A 19,594-nucleotide genomic window follows, 5' to 3' on the forward strand; every position below is an offset into this window, starting at 1 on the left:
TAATACCAAATTTTTGAAACTTGTTTATACTGACCTATGTAATAATTACTCTTGTCTTGCTAATATCTGGTGGATATTTCCTTTAATAACTTCTATAGCTACTTTATTATGTCCACCTTCTGGTATAATAATATCTGCATACTTCTTAGTATTCTCTGTAAATTGTTCATGCATCTGCTTAACTACAGTTAAGTATTGGGTTATTACCGAATCTACAGTTCTTCCTCTTTCATTAATATCTCTTACTAGTCTTCTTATGAATCTTACATCCGCATCAGTATCTACATATATTTTTATATCTAACATGTCTCTAAGAGATTCATCCTCAAGAACAAGTATTCCTTCTACTATTACTATTTCTCTTGGTTCAACTAGTATAGTTTCTTTTTTTCTATTATGCACCTCAAAATCATACTGAGGCTTCTCTATAGCTTTACCATCAATTAAAGATTTTAAATGATTTACTAATAAGGCTGTATCGAAGGCATATGGATGATCATAGTTTGTCTTTACTCTGTCCTTCATAGTTAAATGGCTTTGGTCCTTATAATAACAATCCTGTTCTATCATAGCTATGCAATTTCCATCAAAACTTTTGCATATTTCCTTCGCTATAGTACTTTTTCCTGAACCAGTTCCACCTGTTATTCCTATTATAACTGGACGTTTCATCAAACTTCCTCCTTAGCCTTTATTATAATATCATTTTCTTCTAATTCTTCATCAACTTTAGCAGTATATATCATTTTTGAACTAGGTGCTGATTCAATTTTATTTCCTTTTTCATCATGAAGGTCTCTAAGAACAACTTGCTTATTCTCTCCTATTGGTCTTAAAACCTCTACTTGGGCTCCTTCAACTACTTTATTTCTATGCTCAATTGTAACTATTCCTGTTCCTTTATTATAATCCTTAACTATACCTATAATGTCATAATTTCTGACATATGCTGAACTATCTTGAACTTGTTTATTTTCTTCATTTAAATAGAATCCAGTATAGTATTGTCTATGACTAGGTTTATTTAAGTCTTCTAACCATCTTGGATTAAACTTATAGTCTTCTGGGGATTTCATATATTCATCTATAGCTTCTCTATAAGCTTTAACAACACTTGCCACATAGTAAGTACTCTTCATTCTACCCTCTATTTTAAATGACAGTGCTCCAGTTTCCATAAGTTCTGGAATATGCTCAATCATACACAAATCCTTAGAGTTCATTATATATGTTCCCTTATCATCTTCCATGATAGGATAATATTCTCCTTCACGTTTTTCCTCTACTAGATGATATTTATATCTACATGGTTGTGCACAAGACCCTCTATTGGAATCTCGCCCTACCATATAGTTAGATATAAGACATCTTCCTGAATATGCCATACACATAGAACCATGAACAAATATCTCTAAATCCATAGTTTCAGGTATTTTCTCTTGTACCTTTTTTATTTCTTCAAGGGACAGCTCTCTGGCTAAAACAACTCTTTTTACCCCCATCTTATGCCAAAACTCACAAGTCTTCCAGTTAACAGTATTTGCTTGAGTACTTAAATGTAACTCCATATTTGGTACTGTTTCTCTAGCCATCATAATTATACCAGGATCTGATACTATAATTGCATCTACTCTCGCTTCATATAATTCTTTCAGATAATCTTCTAAACCATCCAAATCATCATTATGTGGAAATACATTTAAAGTTACATATACTTTTTTACCTTTTGAATGAGCAAATTCTATACCTTCTAATAATTCTTCATTGCTAAAATTATCTGCAAAGGCCCTAAGGTTTAACTTGCTACCACCTAGATATACTGCATCTGCTCCAAAATTTATTGCTGCTTTAAGCTTCTCCAAGTTCCCTGCTGGAGCTAATAGTTCCGGTGTTTTCATTTTCATTCCTCCTAACTGTCAGTGCTATACCATCTCCCATTGGTATTACTGTTGTAAGTAAATTTTCATCCTTTGAGATTGTTTCCATATATTTCTTCATTCTTTTTACTATAGTAATTTTTCTTCTTATCATCAAGTCTTTACATGCAACCATACCTCTAAACAATACATTATCTGATATAATTATTCCATCCTTTGATAACATTCTTATGCAATGAGGTAAAAATTCACTATAATGACCTTTACCTGCATCCATAAAAATCAGATCATACTCATCATCTAATCCTTCAAGGATTTCCAAACAATCACCTTGTATTATTGATATCTTTTCATCTAAACCTGCTTTTTTTATATTTTCAGTTGCTATGGTTACCATTTTCTCATCTCTTTCAATGGTAGTTATAGTAACATTATTTTCCGATGCTAAGGACATTAAAATGGAGGAGTATCCTATTGCTGTACCAAGCTCAAGTATCTTTTTAGGTTTTTTTAAATTAATCATAAACTCTATTAATCTAGCAGTTTCCTTTTGAACTATAGGTACTGCATTTTCTTCCGCAAAATCTTCTAACTCTTTTAACATCCCTTTAGAATCTCCTATGAGACCTCTTAAGTACTTTTCCATATAATCATATGTAATACCGCTCATTTCTTCCTCCATATAATCCTATATAATTTAATCATTATTTATATACTCTATTTAAAATCTCTTATCTATATAATATATATTTACTATTAAGAATATAATAATTTTATAATACAAAGTTATAAGCTCAAAATTATTGAGCTTACAACTTTGTATTCAATTTTAATATCTTAGTATCCTAATTCTTTTAACTTATTCATAAAGTCTACATCATTATCAGTAAAATAATGATGTGTTTTATCTTTTTCTAAAACGTAAAATAAATAATCAGTACTTTTAGGCTTAGCTGATGCTAAAATTGATGATATTCCTGGACTAGATATAGGCCCCAATGGCAATCCATGATTTTTATAAGTATTATAAGGTGAATCTACCTCTAAATGTTTATTTAAAACAGTATCTACATGCTCACCTAAAGCATAAATAACTGTAGCATCAATCTGTAGCTTCATTTCCTTTTTTAACCTATTGTATATAACTGAGGAAACTAATGGTCTCTCTTCATCTACTCTAGTTTCATTTTCAATAAGAGAAGCTATAGTTATTATATCGTAAATATTAGTTCCTTCAGGAATAATACTATTAATTTTAGAATTAAAAGCATTATTCATAGTAGCTATAACTTCATTAGGTTTAACTCCTGGATTAAAGAAATATGTATCAGGAAATAAAAATCCTTCTAAATCATATCTCCTTCCTTCCTTTGCTGGAATATAATCAGGAGCTGCATATTGCTTTATAGCTTTTAAGAACTCATCCTTAGTAAATAATCCTTTTTCCTCAAATAATATAGCCATTTTTTCTATATCATATCCTTCTGGAATAGTTACAGATATAGAGCCTTCATTATTTTTATTCTCTAAAACAGCAATTATCTCCTGAAAGCTTAAATTACCTGATAACTTAAATGTTCCTGGTACAAGTTCTGCTGAAGTATTATGCAACTTCATATAAATCTTCATCAATGTTTTGCTTTTTATAAAACCTTGATTATCTAACCTATCTAATATGTTGTAAAGAGAATCCCCTTCATTTACAACTACGGTGACTTCCTCACCTTTTAATGGAGACTTTGTCGCATAATTGTAATAAAAACCACTGACTGTTAATATTGCTATTAACACTATTACAATTATACCTACAATTTTCTTCATATTACACCCCCATGAACGGAAATATTATTTCCTTAATGCTGCTCTCTTTCTTAAGGTTGGATCTAGTATTTTCTTTCTTAATCTTATAGTTTTTGGAGTAACCTCTACAAGCTCATCAGAAGCTATAAATTCTATGCATTGCTCTAATGACATATTAGGTACTGGTATTAATTTAAGTGCATCATCTGATCCTGAAGATCTTGTATTTGAAAGATGTTTCTTCTTACATACATTAACTTCTATATCTTCATTTCTTGAACATTCTCCACAAACCATTCCTTGATATACTGGAACACCTGGTCCTATAAATAATCTTCCTCTTTCTTGTGCATTGAATAATCCGTATCCAATAGATTCTCCAGATTCAAACACAACTAGCGATCCTCTATTTCTCTCTATAATATCACCTTTGTATTTTTCATAACCTATTAAAACATGGTTCATTATTCCATTTCCTCTAGTTTCAGTCATAAACTCATTTCTTAATCCAATTATTCCTCTTGATGGAACTTTAAATTCAAGCCTAGTATATCCATTGACAGCACTAGTCATGTTAACCATCTCTGCTTTTCTTGGACCCATCTTTTCCATAACAACTCCCATATACTCTTCTGGTACGTCCATTGTTAAGTTTTCCATAGGCTCTAAAAGTTCTCCATTTTCATGTTTGTATATAACAGATGGCTTAGATACTTGGAATTCATAACCTTCTCTTCTCATAGTTTCAATAAGAATTGAAAGATGAAGTTCTCCTCTTCCACTAACTTTAAATGAGTCTGCTGAATCAGTTTCTTCAACTCTTAAACTTACATTAGTTTCAAGTTCTTTCATAAGTCTATCCCTTAAGTGTCTAGATGTAACAAAATCTCCATCTTGACCTGCGAATGGCGAGTTATTAACTATAAAGTTCATACTAAGAGTTGGCTCATCAATATCAACAAATGGCAATGCTTCTGGGTTTGTAGCATCTGCTATTGTTTCTCCAATATTTATACCAGGAATTCCTGATATAGCTATAATATCACCAAGTTTAGCTTCTTCTACTTCAACTCTTTTTAATCCATCGTAAGTATAAACATTTGATACTTTTACATTTTTCTTTGCTCCATCCTTTGACATTTGAGCTACGGTTTGATTCTTTTTAATGGTTCCTCTTTCAATCTTACCTATTCCAATTTTACCAACATACTCGTTGTAATCTATTGATGTTACTAGCATTTGTAATGGCTCGTCTATGTAACCTTTTGGTGGGTGTACAGTTTCAATAATTGCTTCGAATAATGGAACCATATCTACAGCTTCATCTTCAAGTTCTGATACAGCAACTCCATCTCTAGCAGATGCATATATTATTTTAAAATCTAATTGCTCATCTGTAGCACCTAATTCTACAAATAAGTCAAAGATCTCATCTATAACTGCCTCTGGTCTTGCATCTTTTCTATCAATTTTATTGATAACAACCATTGGATCTAATCCAAGTTCAAGGGCCTTCTTTAGAACGAACTTAGTTTGTGGCATAGCTCCTTCATAAGCATCTACTACAAGTAAAACACTATCTACCATTTTAAGTACACGCTCAACTTCTCCACCAAAATCAGCATGGCCTGGAGTATCTATAATGTTTATTTTAACTCCATTATACATTACTGCAGTATTTTTTGAAAGAATAGTTATTCCTCTTTCTCTCTCTAAATCATTTGAATCCATAACTCTCTCTTGCATTACTTCATTTTCTCTAAATACTTTACTCTGCTTTAAAAGCGCATCCACTAAAGTTGTCTTACCATGGTCAACGTGAGCTATTATAGCGATGTTTCTTATATCTTCTCTTGTATATAAATTCATATTTTTCCTCCAAAATTTTATTTTAATAATAAACTACAAAATAAAATTGGATACTTAAGTATCCAATTTAAATTAACTATTTCAATTCTAATATTATGTGGATAAAAAGTCAATGTTATTAAAACATTATTAAATCCCAATACAGAATAGATTTATCATTAATTACTATTTGTGTAATCTTAACTTATAGCAACTAATGAAAAATGAAGCCTTCTAAACTTCCATAATTATAGGTAAAATCATTGGTCTTCTCTTAGTCTTTTCATAAAGGTACTCTCTAAGAGCTTCTCTAATTGATGCTTTTATAGTAGGCCATTCCGTAATGTGTTTTTCTTCACAATGTGCAAGAGCCTCTTTAACTACCACTCTAGCCTTTTCCATTAAATCCTCAGATTCTCTAACATAGACAAAGCCTCTTGAAATTATATCTGGACCTGCAATAACACTTCCAGTATCTTTACCCATTGTAACTACAACAGTTAGAATACCATCTTGTGATAGATGTTTCCTATCCCTTAGAACAATATTTCCTACATCTCCAACTCCAAGGCCATCTACGAAAACTTGCCCTGAAGCTACCGTACCCGCTTTTCTTATAGATGTTCTACTTACTTCAATAAGATCTCCATTTTCTCCTATATATACATTTTTCTCCATCAAACCTAACTTAACAGCTAGCTCACCATGTTGTTTCAAATGTCTATATTCACCATGAACTGGGATGAAGAATCTAGGTTTTACTAAAGAATGCATAAGTTTTAACTCTTCCTGGCATGCATGACCTGATACGTGAACTTCTGCTAAGGATTCATATACTACTTCTGCCCCTTGTTTAAACAACTGGTTTATTACCTTAGAAACCAATTTCTCATTTCCTGGTATAGGCGATGCAGATAATATTACTAGGTCTCCCTTTTGTATATTTACCTTCTTATGTTCAGAAGCTGCCATTCTTGAAAGAGCTGCCATAGGTTCTCCTTGACTCCCTGTGGTTATCATAACTATTTCATCATCACGATATTTCCCCATAGAATCTATACTTATTAATGCATCTTCTTCTATAGTGATATATCCAAGTTCTATAGCAACTGCGATTATATTTTCCATACTTCTACCAGAAAGTGCAACTTTTCTATTATACTTTCTAGCTGCTGTTATTATCTGTTGAACCCTATGAATATTAGAAGCAAAAGTTGCAACGATAACCCTCCCCTTAGCGCCATGGAAAATTTTCTCGAAACTTTCTCCAACTATGCTTTCAGACATAGTATATCCTGGTCTTTCCACATTAGTACTATCCGCTAAAAGTACAGTTACTCCCTTTTTCCCTAGCTCTGCAAATCTAGTTAAATCTGTAACCTTGCCATCTATAGGTGTAAAGTCAATCTTAAAATCTCCAGTATGAAGTACTACCCCTAATGGTGTGTGTATAGCTATAGCTACCGAATCTGCTATACTGTGATTTGTTTTAATAAATTCTACAGATACACTAGTAAGCTTTATGATATCCTTCGGCTTAACTTCTCTTAAGTCAACCACTCCTAATAATGCATGCTCTCTTAACTTACTTTCCACAATTCCCAGTGTGAGTTTAGTCCCATAAACTGGAACATTAATTTGCTTTAATACATATGGTAAGGCACCAATATGATCTTCATGAGCATGGGTTAAAAATATTCCAGTTACTCTATCAAGATTCTTAACTAGATAAGTAACATCTGGTATAACTACGTCAATTCCCAACATCTCATCATCTGGAAATTTCAATCCGCAATCAATAACAACTATATCATTCTTATATTCTATAGCTGTTAGATTTTTACCAATCTCATTTAATCCCCCTAAAGGAATTATTTTAATCTTTTCTTTTTCTTTTTTCAAAACCTACCCTCCTTTTCTACATAATTTACTTTATGCTCTGCCTAACTTTATTAATATAAAAGATAAGGTTTTTAAGCATCTTAATCTAATCTGCACATATATATATTTAATTTCAAGAGAAATTTTAATATCATATAGTATAGATTTATATAACATCTCTACTAATAATAAAGTTATTATTGTAAAGAACAATTATCACAAATTCCATAAAACTTTAAACTATGATTTTTTATTTTAAAGTTATACTTTTTTTCTATTCCCTGCTCTAACTCCTCTAAAAGATCTCCTTCAACCTCAATGACTTTACCACAATTTTGACAAATCAAATGATGATGTTGATGACTTTCATCTTCATCACAAAGTTCGTATCTACTGCATCCATCATCTAAATCAAGTTTATATAGAACTCCCATTTCTTCTAATAACTGAACAGTTCTATACACAGTTGCAAGTCCAATTTCAGGACAATTAACCTTTACTAAGTCATATATTTCTTCTGTGGTTAAGTGGCTACCTTCATTTTTAATAATTTCATCAAGTATAGACCTTCTTTGAGGTGTCAATTTATAGCCCTTTTCTTTTAGAATAAGTTTTAAATTTTCAATTTTCTCATTAGACATAAATTAACACTACTCCTTTCACCACTAGGTGAAGTATATTTATTCTATAACGCCTTCATCATATAGAGTTTCAAAAGCATCATTAACCATGTTAAACTCTTTTTCATCCTCTACTGTTGCAAAGTATTCTTCTCCATCTTCATCCTTAAGAACCTTCAATGCGATAGCATCCTCATTTTCATCATCAATAGGTGCTACTATAAAATACTCTGTATCTTCTATTTCTAACTTGGTTATAACTTCAAACTCAACGTCATTACCTTCTTCGTCAGTTAATGTTATATTTTCTAAAAAATTTTCCATAAAAATTCCCTCCTTCTACACATTTGTGGTATTTTTCTATATAGAAATTATCTATAATATAATTCTGTAAGATATAGGTACCTATTTAAATTTATACTATATACTATCTTGTTCATGATAATACTATTTACTAAGACTATCTAAATACCCCTGTAAAATATAAGTAGCAGCTATCTTATCAACCAAACCTTTTCTTTTTTTTCTTGACATGTCAGCTTCTAACATAGCCATATGTGCTGCCCTAGTAGTAAGTCTTTCATCCCAAAATTTAATTTCTATGTTTACGTGCTCTCTTAAAGCTTCACAAAATCTTTGTACCTTTTCCGCTTGCTCACCTATAGTGCCATTCATATTCTTAGGTAATCCTGAAATTATAGTATCAACATTATATTCGTTGCATATTTTTATAATTTCTTCTATATCTGCCTCTTCTTTTTTACGTCTTATGGTAGTAATTCCTTGAGCTGTGAAGCCTAGTGGGTCACTTATAGCTACTCCAATAGTTCTATCACCCACATCTAATCCAAGTACTCTCATGCTCTTCTCCTAACTGTATATTACAAATATAGGAGCTCCATTATGATAAACAGAGTTATTTACTCCCTCTGAAGGTTACTAACAGAATTCTTAGTATAAGTATTTTCGATACTTAGAATTCGTTGTCCTTTAGGGGAAATCGTTATCCAGGGTCATAGCCGCTCTTTACTCCAACTTTGAAGACGATGGGAGTATTAGAACGGGTAGTCATCGGATAAACCTCTTCTTTATCCTTATATAGGTGCTCCTTATTCTAATAATTACAAATTAATAATTATATGCTATTATAATTAACACTAATGGATAAAATTAATTTATTATTCCAACACTATATACATCTTTAACGGACCATATTACACTTTTGCCTACTACATATTATGTGTAATTTTAAAATAAAAATGCCTTAAAAGGCATTTTTATTTTATATCTAGATAAGATTTTAAAACTTCTTCTAATATCTCGTCTCTTTCTAGTTTACTTACTAATGCTCTTGCGCCATTATAGTTAGTTATATAAGTTGGGTCGCCAGATATAAGATATCCTACTAACTGGTTAACAGGATTATAGCCCTTCTCAATTAGAGCATCATATACATCAGTTAGTATAACTTTTGTCATATCTTTCTTATCTTTCATTACATCAAACTGAACTGTATGTTGTTTATCCATTATATCACCTTCTCAACCTTACTTTATTTTCTATTATACCATCATTGGATACAAAAAGTATACTATTTTACTAAAGTTTCTACTATTTGACTTACCTTTGAAATTGCTTCATCTAGTTTTTCTGGTTTCTTTCCACCTGCCTGTGCCATGTCAGGTCTTCCACCACCACCACCACCAGCGATGATAGCTACCTCTTTAATAATCTTTCCAGCATGAGCACCTTTTGCAACTGCTTCCTTACTAGCCATTACTACAAATTGAACCTTTCCAGCAACTCTACTCCCAAGAACTACAACTGCATCTGAAACTTTACTTCTAAGTTTATCACATAGGTTTCTAAGTGCATCTCCTTCAATATCATCTAGTGCAGCTGCAATTACATTAATTCCTTTAATATCTTCAGCTTTATTAATTATTTCATCTTCTATACCACTAGCTAATTTTTCCTTCAATCCTTGTATTTCTTTTTCTTTTTCTTTTAAAGTAGTAAGTAATCCATTTAACTTATTTAATAAATCTTTTTCTCCACACTTTAAAGTTGCAGATATTTCTTTTAATAATTCCTCTTTTTCATTTACATAGCTTTCAGATTTAGCACCTGTAACAGCTTCAATTCTTCTGATTCCAGCTGCTACTCCGCTCTCACTTAGAATCTTAAACAGCCCTATTTCTCCAGAATTCTTAACATGAATTCCGCCGCATAGTTCCTTACTATATTCACCTACAGATACAACTCTAACATCCTCTTTATATTTATCATCGAATAAAGCCACAGCTCCCTTTTCTTTAGCTTCATCTATAGTCATAATCTCCGTGTTTACATCATAAGCCTTAAGAATTTCACTATTTAAGCTTTCTTCTACTTCTTTAAGTTGTTCTGAAGTCATAGCTGAGAAATGGGTAAAATCAAATCTTAATCTATCCCCATCTACATAAGATCCTGCTTGATTTACATGATCTCCTAAAACTTCTTTTAAAGCTTCATGAAGCATATGAGTAGCAGTATGATTTTTGCATATATTACTTCTCACAGTGGAATCTACTAACAATTCAACAATATCATCTATCTTAAGTTCTCCTTTAATAGCTTCTACAAAGTGAAGTATATGACCTCTGGTACTCTTTTTACAATCAAAAACTTTTCCTTGGAATTTATCCGTGTATATAGTTCCAACGTCTCCTACTTGCCCCCCCATTTCTGCATAAAATGAAGTTTTTTCAGTAACAACTACAAATTTTTCCCCTTCCCCTACTTTGCTTACAAACTCATTATCTTTTATTATATATAAAACTTTACCTTTACTACTTATATTGCCATAGCCTAAAAACTCAGTAGTTATTTCCATTGGGATATTATTTAAAGCACCTTCATCATTTCCCATATAGTTTGATGTACCTCTTGCAGCTCTTGCTGTATTCCTTTGCTTTTCCATTTGTTTATGGAAAGCATCAAAATCAATTTTCATTCCCTTTTCAGCTAAAATTTCTTCGGTAAGTTCAACTGGGAAACCAAAAGTATCATAAAGTTTAAATGCTTTTTCTCCACTTAATACTTTTATTTTTTCAGCATTCATTTCATTGATATAGGATTTTAATATATCCATACCTTGATCTATAGTTTCTGCAAATCTTTCTTCTTCTAAACTAATGACCTTCTTAATATAGTCTTTTTTCTCTTCTAATTCTTCATAAGCTCCCTTTGAACTATCAATAACTACGTTACAAAGTTCATTTAGGAATGTACCTGTTATTCCCAAAACTCTTCCATGTCTTGCAGCTCTTCTAAGAAGTCTTCTTAATACATATCCTCTACCTTCGTTAGATGGTAATATTCCATCTCCTATCATAAAGGTAATACTTCTTACATGGTCAGTTATTATTCTTATAGACACATTTAAATCTTTATTTTCGCCATAGATTTTTCCGGCTTTTTTACAAACTGCATTTAAAACATCCTTGATTGTATCTACTTCAAAGATATTATCTACACCTTGCATTATGGTAGATATTCTCTCAAGTCCCATTCCTGTATCTATATTAGGATTTGCTAATCTCTCATATCCACCCTTACCATCTCCGTCAAACTGTGTGAAAACTAAATTCCAAAATTCAATTACTCTATCTTCATCACCCGCTTTAATAAATTCTTCAGTAGTTTCTATTTGTGGAAGATCTGATTTTCTATCATAATGAATTTCTGTACATGGACCACATGGACCAGCACCATGTTCCCAGAAGTTATCTTCTTTACCTAATCTAAAGATCCTACTTGGCTCTATATCAGTTTTCTTAGTCCAAATATCAAAAGCCTCATCATCTTCAAGATATATAGTTACATATAATTTATCCTTAGATATTTTTAGAACTTCTGTTATATACTCCCAAGCCCATACTATAATTTCTTCTTTGAAATAATCTCCAAAAGAAAAATTTCCTAACATCTCAAAAAAAGTACCATGTCTTGAGGTTTTTCCTACATTTTCAATATCACCAGTTCTTATACACTTTTGACAAGTTGTTACTCTTTTACTTGGTGGCGTCTGAATACCAGTAAAATATGGCTTCAATGGAGCCATCCCCGCATTTATTAGTAAAAGGCTTTTATCATTCTTAGGCACTAAAGAAAAGCTGTTAAGTCTTAAATGCTCTTTACTTTCAAAGAACTTTAAAAAGCTTTCTCTTATTTCATTTAAACCCATATTATTCATATTACATTCCTCCTAATTCTTTCTAATAACAATGACTTTTATTCAATTTTTCTAAAATAAAATAAAAAAATAAAAACTTCCATCCCTGAAAAGGGACGAAAGTTTTCCGCGTTACCACCCTAATTATACTAGATTAACTAGTATCTCTTAATTAATTATAGCTCCAAGACAGCTTCAATATGTTTCACTAAAAGTTTTCACCTACCACTTTCTCTCTAAAAGCTTCCCATATCTACTAATTCTTATCATAACTTCATATTTAATTGAAACTCGACTCACTGCGTTCGCTGAGTAAATAATTCACACCAAATCATAGATTCTCATTCTCTACTTATATGATAAATTATATTTAGCATTTCAGAAATTGTCAACAATTCTAAACTAAAATAAATAATAATCTATTTCTCCTACAACTATTTTAATCATTACCCATAGTGGAATTACAATAATCATACCTAAAATTCCACCTATACTACCACCTATTATAAGTAATAATAGTATTGTTACTGGATGAGAATCTACAGTTTCACCTAAAATTTTAGGGCATATAATATCTCCTTCTAGCTGTTGAATTACAAACAACCAAAATATAACAACAATAGCTTTCTTGGTAGATGTTAAAAGCGCTATTAAAATTATTGGAATAGCTCCTATAATTGGCCCAAAATATGGTATTATATTAAATACTGCATTTACTAAAGATAATATTAACGCATATTTTATACCACTTAACTTTAGCGCTATAAAGGTTAATATACCAATTATTCCACACAATTCAAACTGAGTTATTATATATCTTTCCATTACCTTATCCATATGATTTAAAGCTCTTCTAATGGCATATTTATTGCTAAAAGGCATATATTTCATGATTCCCTTTGAAATACTATCTCCGTCACTTAAAAAGAAATATACTAAAGTTGGTATTATAAATAACAATAACATATTTTCAGCTATAGAGACAATTTTTGATAAAAAATTCGATACAATTACCATAAAAGCGTCTTTGAATTTTTCATAGGAACTATATAACACTTCCTTAACGAAAGGACTATCAGTTACATATTTAATATCTCCAGTAATTCTTTCATAATAACTTTTCATCTCACCTATTACTTCAGCAAAATTAGAGCTTTCATTATATATCCATGGAACTAAGATAGAAAATATTATAACTACAAATAATATAATAGATAGAATTACTATTAAAGCACTTAACTTTCTATTAAGTCCCCTGTCCATAAAGAATTTATGAAAGGGTCTAATACTATATGAAATTATAAATGATATTATCACTACTCCTAAAACCTCAGTAAAAATAGGAAACTTCCACAATAAAAATATCATTATACTTATAATCAATAGAACTATTGATAACCTACCTAAGATACTCAAATTCCAATCAATCTTTTTCATAATATACATCCTTATTAGTAGCTTTTTTCTTTCCTACATTAGGCATACATTCCAAAGCTATATTAGTGTTTTCATCTGTATATAATATATAATCGTCTCCTAGTATTAAGTATGGTTTTAATAGAATACTTCTACTTTTAAACATGCTGAATATATTATAATCTTTTACTGCAAGTCCTTTTATTTTAAAGTCATCATCACCGAATATAACCTCACTTACTAAACCTAATATATTAGAGCATTTATCTATAACATGCATATTCAGAATACTTGAGAATTCTAAATATTTATCCTTAACTATATTGTTAATTACTAGCTGAGACTTATGATATACTATATTCTCTTTTAGTACGTTAAACTCTTTACCCAATAATCTATATGGACTAATTTTAAATCCTATCACTTCCCCCTTATTAAAATCAACTAATAAATCCTTTATATATCCTATCTTTTTTCCTTGGATATTCATTACATCCATATAGATGTAATCTCTACTCTTAGCCATAAAATAAACTCCCTTCATAGGAAATGATATTTCTATCCTTGCCTATTTAAAGAGAGTTTATACTAATATTAATGTGGACTATGTTGTATAACCAAAATATCATCTATTCATTGTTATACTTATCTTTCCACTTTTCAAGTCCATGAGATTCTCTATAATTATTAATAGCCTTGTGTATAGTTTGTTCAGCAAGTACGGAGCAATGAATTTTAGAAGATGGCAATCCATCTAAGGCTTCTATAACAGATTCATTAGTAAGATTCCAGGCTTCTTCTAGAGTCTTTCCAATAATAAGTTCTGTGGCAATACTGGATGATGCAATAGCAGATCCACAACCAAAGGTCATAAATTTAGCATTTTTAATCATATTATCTTCTATAATTAAATATATCTTCATAACATCTCCACATCTTACATCCCCACATTCACCTATGCCATCAGCATCCGGTAAAGTACCTACATTTCTTGGTGAATAAAAATGTTCTAGAACTTTATCACTGTAATCCATAAAAATCCCTCCTAGAATGACTTCAAGGATTGTCTTAGAGATTACTAAACTTATATCAATAAATCTAGCTAATTCTCTTTAAGACAACCCTAAAATATCATTCAATCTTTTTATTGTACTTTAAAATTATATTTAATTTACTATTTTATAACTCTTTCAATAATTCCTCCACCAACAACAAGGTCACCTTGGTAGCAAACGACAGATTGCCCCTTAGTTATAGCCCGTTGAGGAGTTGCAAAGTCTAACTTAATATGATTTTCATCTAATTGAATTAGTTTTGCAGGAGCTGGTTTAGCTGAATATCTTACCTTAGCCTCAACCATAATCTCTCCTTCTATTTTATCCATAGGAATTAAATTTATGTTTTTAGCAATAAGCGTAGTATTAAAGATTTCTGATTCTTCGCCTAAAACTACTTCATTTCTCTCTGGGATTATGTTAGTTACAAATACAGGCTTTCCAAGAGCAATTCCAAGACCTTTTCTTTGTCCTATAGTATAGTATACTATGCCCTTATGCTTCCCTAAAACTTTTCCAGTACTATCTACAAAATTTCCTGGTACAACTTCTCTTCCACTAAACCTAGAAAGATAATTACCATGATTGTTATCAGGTATAAAGCAAATTTCTTGAGAATCTTTCTTTCTAAATACTTCCAAACCTATTTTTTCAGCTATAGCCCTGATTTCTGTTTTAGAATAAGCTCCACAAGGCATCAAAGTATGTGCCAATTGATCTTGTGTTAGAGTATATAGGGCGTAGGTTTGGTCTTTTCTATCATCTTCTGAACGCTTTAATCTATATCTTCCATCTTTGAAATCTATAGTAGCATAATGTCCAGTAGCAATATAATCAGCGCCTAACCCTTGAACTTTTCTCAAAAATTCTTCAAACTTAATTTTTCTATTACATTCTATACAAGGATTTGGGGTTCTCCCACTAAAATATTCCTCTATAAAATTGTCTACTACATGCTCTTTAAAAGGAGCTTTAAAATTCATAACATAGAAGGGTATATCTAAAACATCTGCTACTCGTCTTGCATCATTAACTGCTGAAAGAGAACAACAACCACCTTCATTTTCTGCATATTCAGGATTATCTGGAGATAACTTCATCATTATTCCAGTGACATCATATCCTTGTTCTTTTAAAAGATATGCTGCTACAGAACTGTCGACGCCTCCACTCATCCCTATTACAACTTTCTTCTTCATCTAAGTATCACACCTATTCTCCATGAACTTGATCATGTATATCATCGTGTTCTTCGTAATCCCAAGGTTGTAATCCTTGTTTCTCTCTGTAATTATTTATAGCTTTATGAATAGCTTCTTCTGCAAGAACTGAGCAATGCATTTTAACTGGTGGAAGTCCATCTAAAGCTTCTGCTACAGCTACATTTGTAAGTGTCCATGCTTCATCTAAGGTTTTTCCTTTTATTAACTCTGTAGCCATACTAGAAGACGCTATGGCAGATCCACATCCAAAAGTCTTAAATTTACAATCTACGATTTTCTCATCTTCAACTTTTAAATAAACTCTCATTATATCTCCACATTTAGCATTTCCAACTTCTCCAATTCCGCTAGCATTTTCTATTTCTCCAACGTTTCTTGGATTGGTAAAATGATCCATTACTTTTTCACTATATATCATAATTATTTATCCTCCTTGTTAAAAAAGCTTTTAATTTTTCCATTTAAGAAACTGTCATATAATGGTGACATATCCCTAAGCCTTTGTACTATTGCAGGTACAGTTTCTATTACATAATCTACTTCTTCTTCAGTTGTTTTAGCACCCATTGTAAGTCTTAACGAGCCATGGGCAACTTCATGAGGAAGTCCTATAGACAATAATACGTGAGATGGATCTAAAGATCCAGATGTACAAGCACTTCCACTTGATGCACATATTCCTTTAGCATCAAGCATTAAAAGTACTGACTCTCCTTCTATAAATTCAAAACTAATATTTACGTTTCCTGGCAGTCTTCTATCTCCTACAGAACCATTAAGTTTAGAATATGGTATCTCTAGTAATCCCTTTATAAGCTTATCTCTTAAATAAGTTAATCTTTCTTTTTCTTCAGTTAAATTTTCCATAGCTAGCTCTATAGCCTTTCCTAATCCAACTATTCCAGCTACATTCTCTGTTCCAGCTCTTCTGTTTCTTTCTTGAGCTCCACCATGAACCAAGTTGTGAATTTTTATGCCTTTTCTTAGGTATAAAACTCCAACACCTTTAGGACCATAAATTTTATGTCCTGATAGAGATAGTGCATCTATATCCATATTTTTAACATCCATATCTATATGACCTATAGCTTGAACTGCATCTGTATGGAAGAAAACTTTTCTTTCTTTACATATAGCGCCTATTTCTTTAATAGGTTGTACAGTTCCAATCTCATTGTTGGCAGTCATTATAGTCACTAATATAGTACTTGGCTTTATAGCATTTTTTAGTTCTTCTAATCTAATAGACCCTTCTTCATCCACATCCAAATAAGTTACTTCAAATCCTTGTTTTTCAAGATATTCACAAGTGTGAAGTACAGCATGATGCTCTATTTTAGTAGTTATAATATGATTTCCTTTATTTTTGTTAGCAAGTGCTATTCCCTTAATCGCCCAGTTATCTGCTTCTGATCCACCACCAGTGAAATATATTTCTGCTGGATCCGCATTAATAGCTTTTGCTATTCTATTTCTTGCTTTATCTATAGCTTTTTTAGTTTCCCTTGAAATCGAATATATAGATGATGGGTTACCATAAAACTCCGTAAAGTAAGGTATCATATCCTCTAATACTTCTGGTTTTGTGTATGTTGTTGCCGCATAATCCATATAAACTGTTTTATTCATTTAGGTTCACTCCTTTAATTTTCAATATGTTAGAATAATCGTCTACAATATCCTGTAAAGTTATTGCCATTGTTACAGAATCAATACTATCCTTAATTTTTTTCCATACTATTCTAGTTGCGCAACAATCAATATTGTTGCAGCCATCACTATCTAAGCAGGTTGAAATTTCAATAGGTCCTTCTAGCACCTCTAATACTTGGTATACTGTAATTTCTTTTGGATCCTTGGCTAAAATATATCCTCCATTGGCTCCTCTTATACTCTTTATTAGCTCTGCTTTTCTTAACACTGAAAATAACTGTTCAAGATAATATTCTGAAATATTTTGTCTACTTGAAATACTCTTAATAGATATAGGGTTTTTTCCGTAATTAATAGCTAGGTCAACCATAGCTTTAACCCCGTATCTGCCCTTAGTTGATAACTTCATAAAAATCATTCCTTAATGTTGAGTACTTTACTATGGTTTAATAATATCAAATCAGAGTATTTATGTCAACTATTCTTTTAATATCTGCACCAATAAAATATATCTTTAATATTATATAATAACAAGTATTTAATTAAGGAGGTAAAAAATGAGTAACTTTGGGGATAATCCATATCGAGACTTAGTTTATGGAGTAGATATTAAAGTCCCATTGATAGATAAATCATATTGCATAGGTATCAATTTCGATAATGCAGCTACAACGCCTCCATTAAAATCTGTAATTGATGAAGTAGTAAATTTTTCTCCTTATTACTCCTCAATACATCGAGGAGATGGATATAAATCGCAGTTATCCACCTATATGTATGAAACTTCAAGGGAAATTGTGAAATTTTTCATTAATGATTATAGTGATATGATGGATGTTATATATGTAAAAAACTGTACTGAAGCTATAAATAAGCTAGCTGGTATATTAGCTAATCAAGATAAGGAATCAATTATTCTGTCCACTTCTATGGAGCATCATTCTAATGATTTACCATGGAGAAAAAATTTTAAAGTGAAATATATAGAAGTAGATGATGAAGGTTATTTAGATATGGATGATTTAAAGTCTAAACTAGAACTATATAATGGAAGAATTTCTTTAGTTGCAATAACCGGAGCTTCAAATGTTACTGGCATTAAAAATCCTATATATACCATAGCGAATTTAGCTCATAGTTATGGAGCTAAAATTTTAGTGGACGGAGCTCAACTGATTCCTCACAGTAAATTTTCTATAGGCCTTCAACTCCCTTTAGGACCTATTGACTTTGTTGCTTTTTCAGCACATAAGATGTATGCACCCTTTGGTTGTGGTGTATTAATTGGGCCTAAAGATTTTTTTAATGAGTATGAACCTGACCATACCGGCGGAGGGACCATTAAATTCGTATCTCACAATAAAGTAATATGGACTACTTCCCCTGATAAGGAAGAAGCTGGATCCCCAAACCTTATAGGCTCAATAACTTTAGGTGCTGCTATAAATGAGCTTTCTCAAATTGGAATGTCTAATATAGATGAATATGAAAAATATTTAACTGTATATACTACAAAACATCTTCAATCTATACATTCAATAAAAATATATAGTAATTATTCTGATTTTCAAAATAAAGTTAGTATTATTCCATTTAATATAGAAGGAATACATCATACTATAGTTGCTAAAATATTAGCCTATGAATTTGGAATTGCTGTAAGAAGTGGATGTTTCTGTGCTCATCCATATCTACAAAGACTTTTAAAAATTCCTAACTCTATGATAGAAGAAATGACTCTTGCATCTAAAGATATTCAACCCGGTATGGTTAGAATTAGTTTTGGTCTTTACAATACAATAGATGAAATTGATAAATTCTTATATGCCATAAAAAAAATTGTAGATAATAAGGGGTATTACACACAAAAATATACCTCAATGAAAGGTAGCTTAATATAATTTATTAATGTTTTCGAAAATCAAACCCCCTTCAAACCCGCATAAATAAAACAACTATTTAAATAGTTTCATATTTACCTAGTTTCCTATATAAATATTTATAT

19 protein-coding genes and 1 other annotated feature are annotated in these 19,594 nt (G+C 31.2%); of the genes, 1 reads left to right on the plus strand and 18 read right to left on the minus strand.

What is annotated here, in order from left to right:
* Nucleotides 1-45: 45 nt before the first annotated feature.
* The 18 genes from udk to B3630_RS04420 all read right to left on the minus strand — a co-directional run bounded on the left by udk (nucleotide 46) and on the right by B3630_RS04420 (nucleotide 17,998).
* Nucleotides 46-672, minus strand: a complete 627-nt coding sequence (gene udk / locus B3630_RS04335; RefSeq protein ID WP_346895830.1) for a uridine kinase — start codon at nucleotides 670-672, stop codon at nucleotides 46-48.
* Nucleotides 672-1,898: a U32 family peptidase gene (locus B3630_RS04340; protein WP_346895832.1), complete on the minus strand. Its 1,227-nt coding sequence runs from the start codon at nucleotides 1,896-1,898 to the stop codon at nucleotides 672-674. The genes udk and B3630_RS04340 overlap by 1 nt, the downstream gene beginning before the upstream one ends.
* Nucleotides 1,849-2,547 carry a class I SAM-dependent methyltransferase gene (locus tag B3630_RS04345; RefSeq protein WP_150843621.1) on the minus strand — a complete coding sequence of 233 codons (699 nt, stop codon included), beginning with the start codon at nucleotides 2,545-2,547 and terminating at the stop codon, nucleotides 1,849-1,851. Before B3630_RS04345 ends, B3630_RS04340 begins: the two co-directional genes overlap by 50 nt.
* Nucleotides 2,548-2,714: 167 nt before the next feature.
* Complete coding sequence (gene mltG, locus B3630_RS04350; protein WP_346895834.1) at nucleotides 2,715-3,698, minus strand: endolytic transglycosylase MltG; 984 nt, start codon at nucleotides 3,696-3,698, stop codon at nucleotides 2,715-2,717.
* Nucleotides 3,699-3,722: 24 nt separating this feature from the next.
* Entirely contained in the window at nucleotides 3,723-5,546 is a 1,824-nt protein-coding gene (gene typA, locus B3630_RS04355) for a translational GTPase TypA (protein ID WP_346895836.1), read from the minus strand.
* A 213-nt stretch (nucleotides 5,547-5,759) separates the two neighbouring features.
* The gene (locus B3630_RS04360; RefSeq protein ID WP_346895838.1) at nucleotides 5,760-7,427 is read right to left on the minus strand and encodes a ribonuclease J; all 1,668 of its coding nucleotides are present in this window, start codon (nucleotides 7,425-7,427) and stop codon (nucleotides 5,760-5,762) included.
* A 176-nt stretch (nucleotides 7,428-7,603) separates the two neighbouring features.
* Nucleotides 7,604-8,047 (minus strand): Fur family transcriptional regulator, encoded by a 444-nt coding sequence (locus B3630_RS04365; protein ID WP_035133257.1) that lies wholly within the window; start codon nucleotides 8,045-8,047, stop codon nucleotides 7,604-7,606.
* Between the two features lie 39 nt (nucleotides 8,048-8,086).
* Nucleotides 8,087-8,350, minus strand: coding sequence for a DUF1292 domain-containing protein (locus B3630_RS04370; RefSeq protein WP_346895840.1), 264 nt, complete (start codon nucleotides 8,348-8,350; stop codon nucleotides 8,087-8,089).
* A 123-nt stretch (nucleotides 8,351-8,473) separates the two neighbouring features.
* On the minus strand, nucleotides 8,474-8,887 hold the full coding sequence (gene ruvX / locus B3630_RS04375) for a Holliday junction resolvase RuvX (RefSeq protein WP_035133253.1): 414 nt from the start codon (nucleotides 8,885-8,887) through the stop codon (nucleotides 8,474-8,476).
* Nucleotides 8,888-9,303: 416 nt separating this feature from the next.
* Entirely contained in the window at nucleotides 9,304-9,555 is a 252-nt protein-coding gene (locus tag B3630_RS04380) for an IreB family regulatory phosphoprotein (protein ID WP_035133250.1), read from the minus strand.
* A 62-nt stretch (nucleotides 9,556-9,617) separates the two neighbouring features.
* Complete coding sequence (gene alaS, locus B3630_RS04385) at nucleotides 9,618-12,263, minus strand: alanine--tRNA ligase (RefSeq protein ID WP_346895842.1); 2,646 nt, start codon at nucleotides 12,261-12,263, stop codon at nucleotides 9,618-9,620.
* An 88-nt stretch (nucleotides 12,264-12,351) separates the two neighbouring features.
* Nucleotides 12,352-12,521: a binding site (T-box leader), on the minus strand.
* Nucleotides 12,522-12,644: 123 nt separating this feature from the next.
* A complete protein-coding gene (locus tag B3630_RS04390) occupies nucleotides 12,645-13,679 on the minus strand; it encodes an AI-2E family transporter (RefSeq protein WP_346895844.1) in 1,035 nt (344 codons plus the stop codon).
* The gene (locus tag B3630_RS04395) at nucleotides 13,666-14,184 is read right to left on the minus strand and encodes a PRC-barrel domain-containing protein (RefSeq protein WP_346895846.1); all 519 of its coding nucleotides are present in this window, start codon (nucleotides 14,182-14,184) and stop codon (nucleotides 13,666-13,668) included. The genes B3630_RS04390 and B3630_RS04395 overlap by 14 nt, the downstream gene beginning before the upstream one ends.
* A gap of 103 nt (nucleotides 14,185-14,287) precedes the next feature.
* Entirely contained in the window at nucleotides 14,288-14,692 is a 405-nt protein-coding gene (gene nifU / locus B3630_RS04400) for a Fe-S cluster assembly scaffold protein NifU (RefSeq protein WP_346895848.1), read from the minus strand.
* Nucleotides 14,693-14,832: 140 nt separating this feature from the next.
* Entirely contained in the window at nucleotides 14,833-15,912 is a 1,080-nt protein-coding gene (mnmA, locus tag B3630_RS04405; protein ID WP_346895850.1) for a tRNA 2-thiouridine(34) synthase MnmA, read from the minus strand.
* 13 nt (nucleotides 15,913-15,925) lie between these two features.
* Entirely contained in the window at nucleotides 15,926-16,354 is a 429-nt protein-coding gene (gene nifU, locus B3630_RS04410) for a Fe-S cluster assembly scaffold protein NifU (protein ID WP_346895852.1), read from the minus strand.
* Between the two features lie 2 nt (nucleotides 16,355-16,356).
* Entirely contained in the window at nucleotides 16,357-17,565 is a 1,209-nt protein-coding gene (nifS, locus tag B3630_RS04415; RefSeq protein WP_346878606.1) for a cysteine desulfurase NifS, read from the minus strand.
* Entirely contained in the window at nucleotides 17,558-17,998 is a 441-nt protein-coding gene (locus B3630_RS04420; protein ID WP_346895854.1) for an Rrf2 family transcriptional regulator, read from the minus strand. Before B3630_RS04420 ends, nifS begins: the two co-directional genes overlap by 8 nt.
* Nucleotides 17,999-18,146: 148 nt before the next feature.
* Here B3630_RS04420 and B3630_RS04425 point away from each other — a divergent pair, with 148 nt between their 5' ends.
* Complete coding sequence (locus B3630_RS04425) at nucleotides 18,147-19,490, plus strand: aminotransferase class V-fold PLP-dependent enzyme (protein WP_346895856.1); 1,344 nt, start codon at nucleotides 18,147-18,149, stop codon at nucleotides 19,488-19,490.
* Nucleotides 19,491-19,594 lie beyond the last annotated feature (104 nt).

This window comes from Clostridium sp. UBA7503 (assembly GCF_002477055.1).
Lineage (GTDB): Bacteria > Bacillota > Clostridia > Clostridiales > Clostridiaceae > Clostridium_J > Clostridium_J sulfidigenes.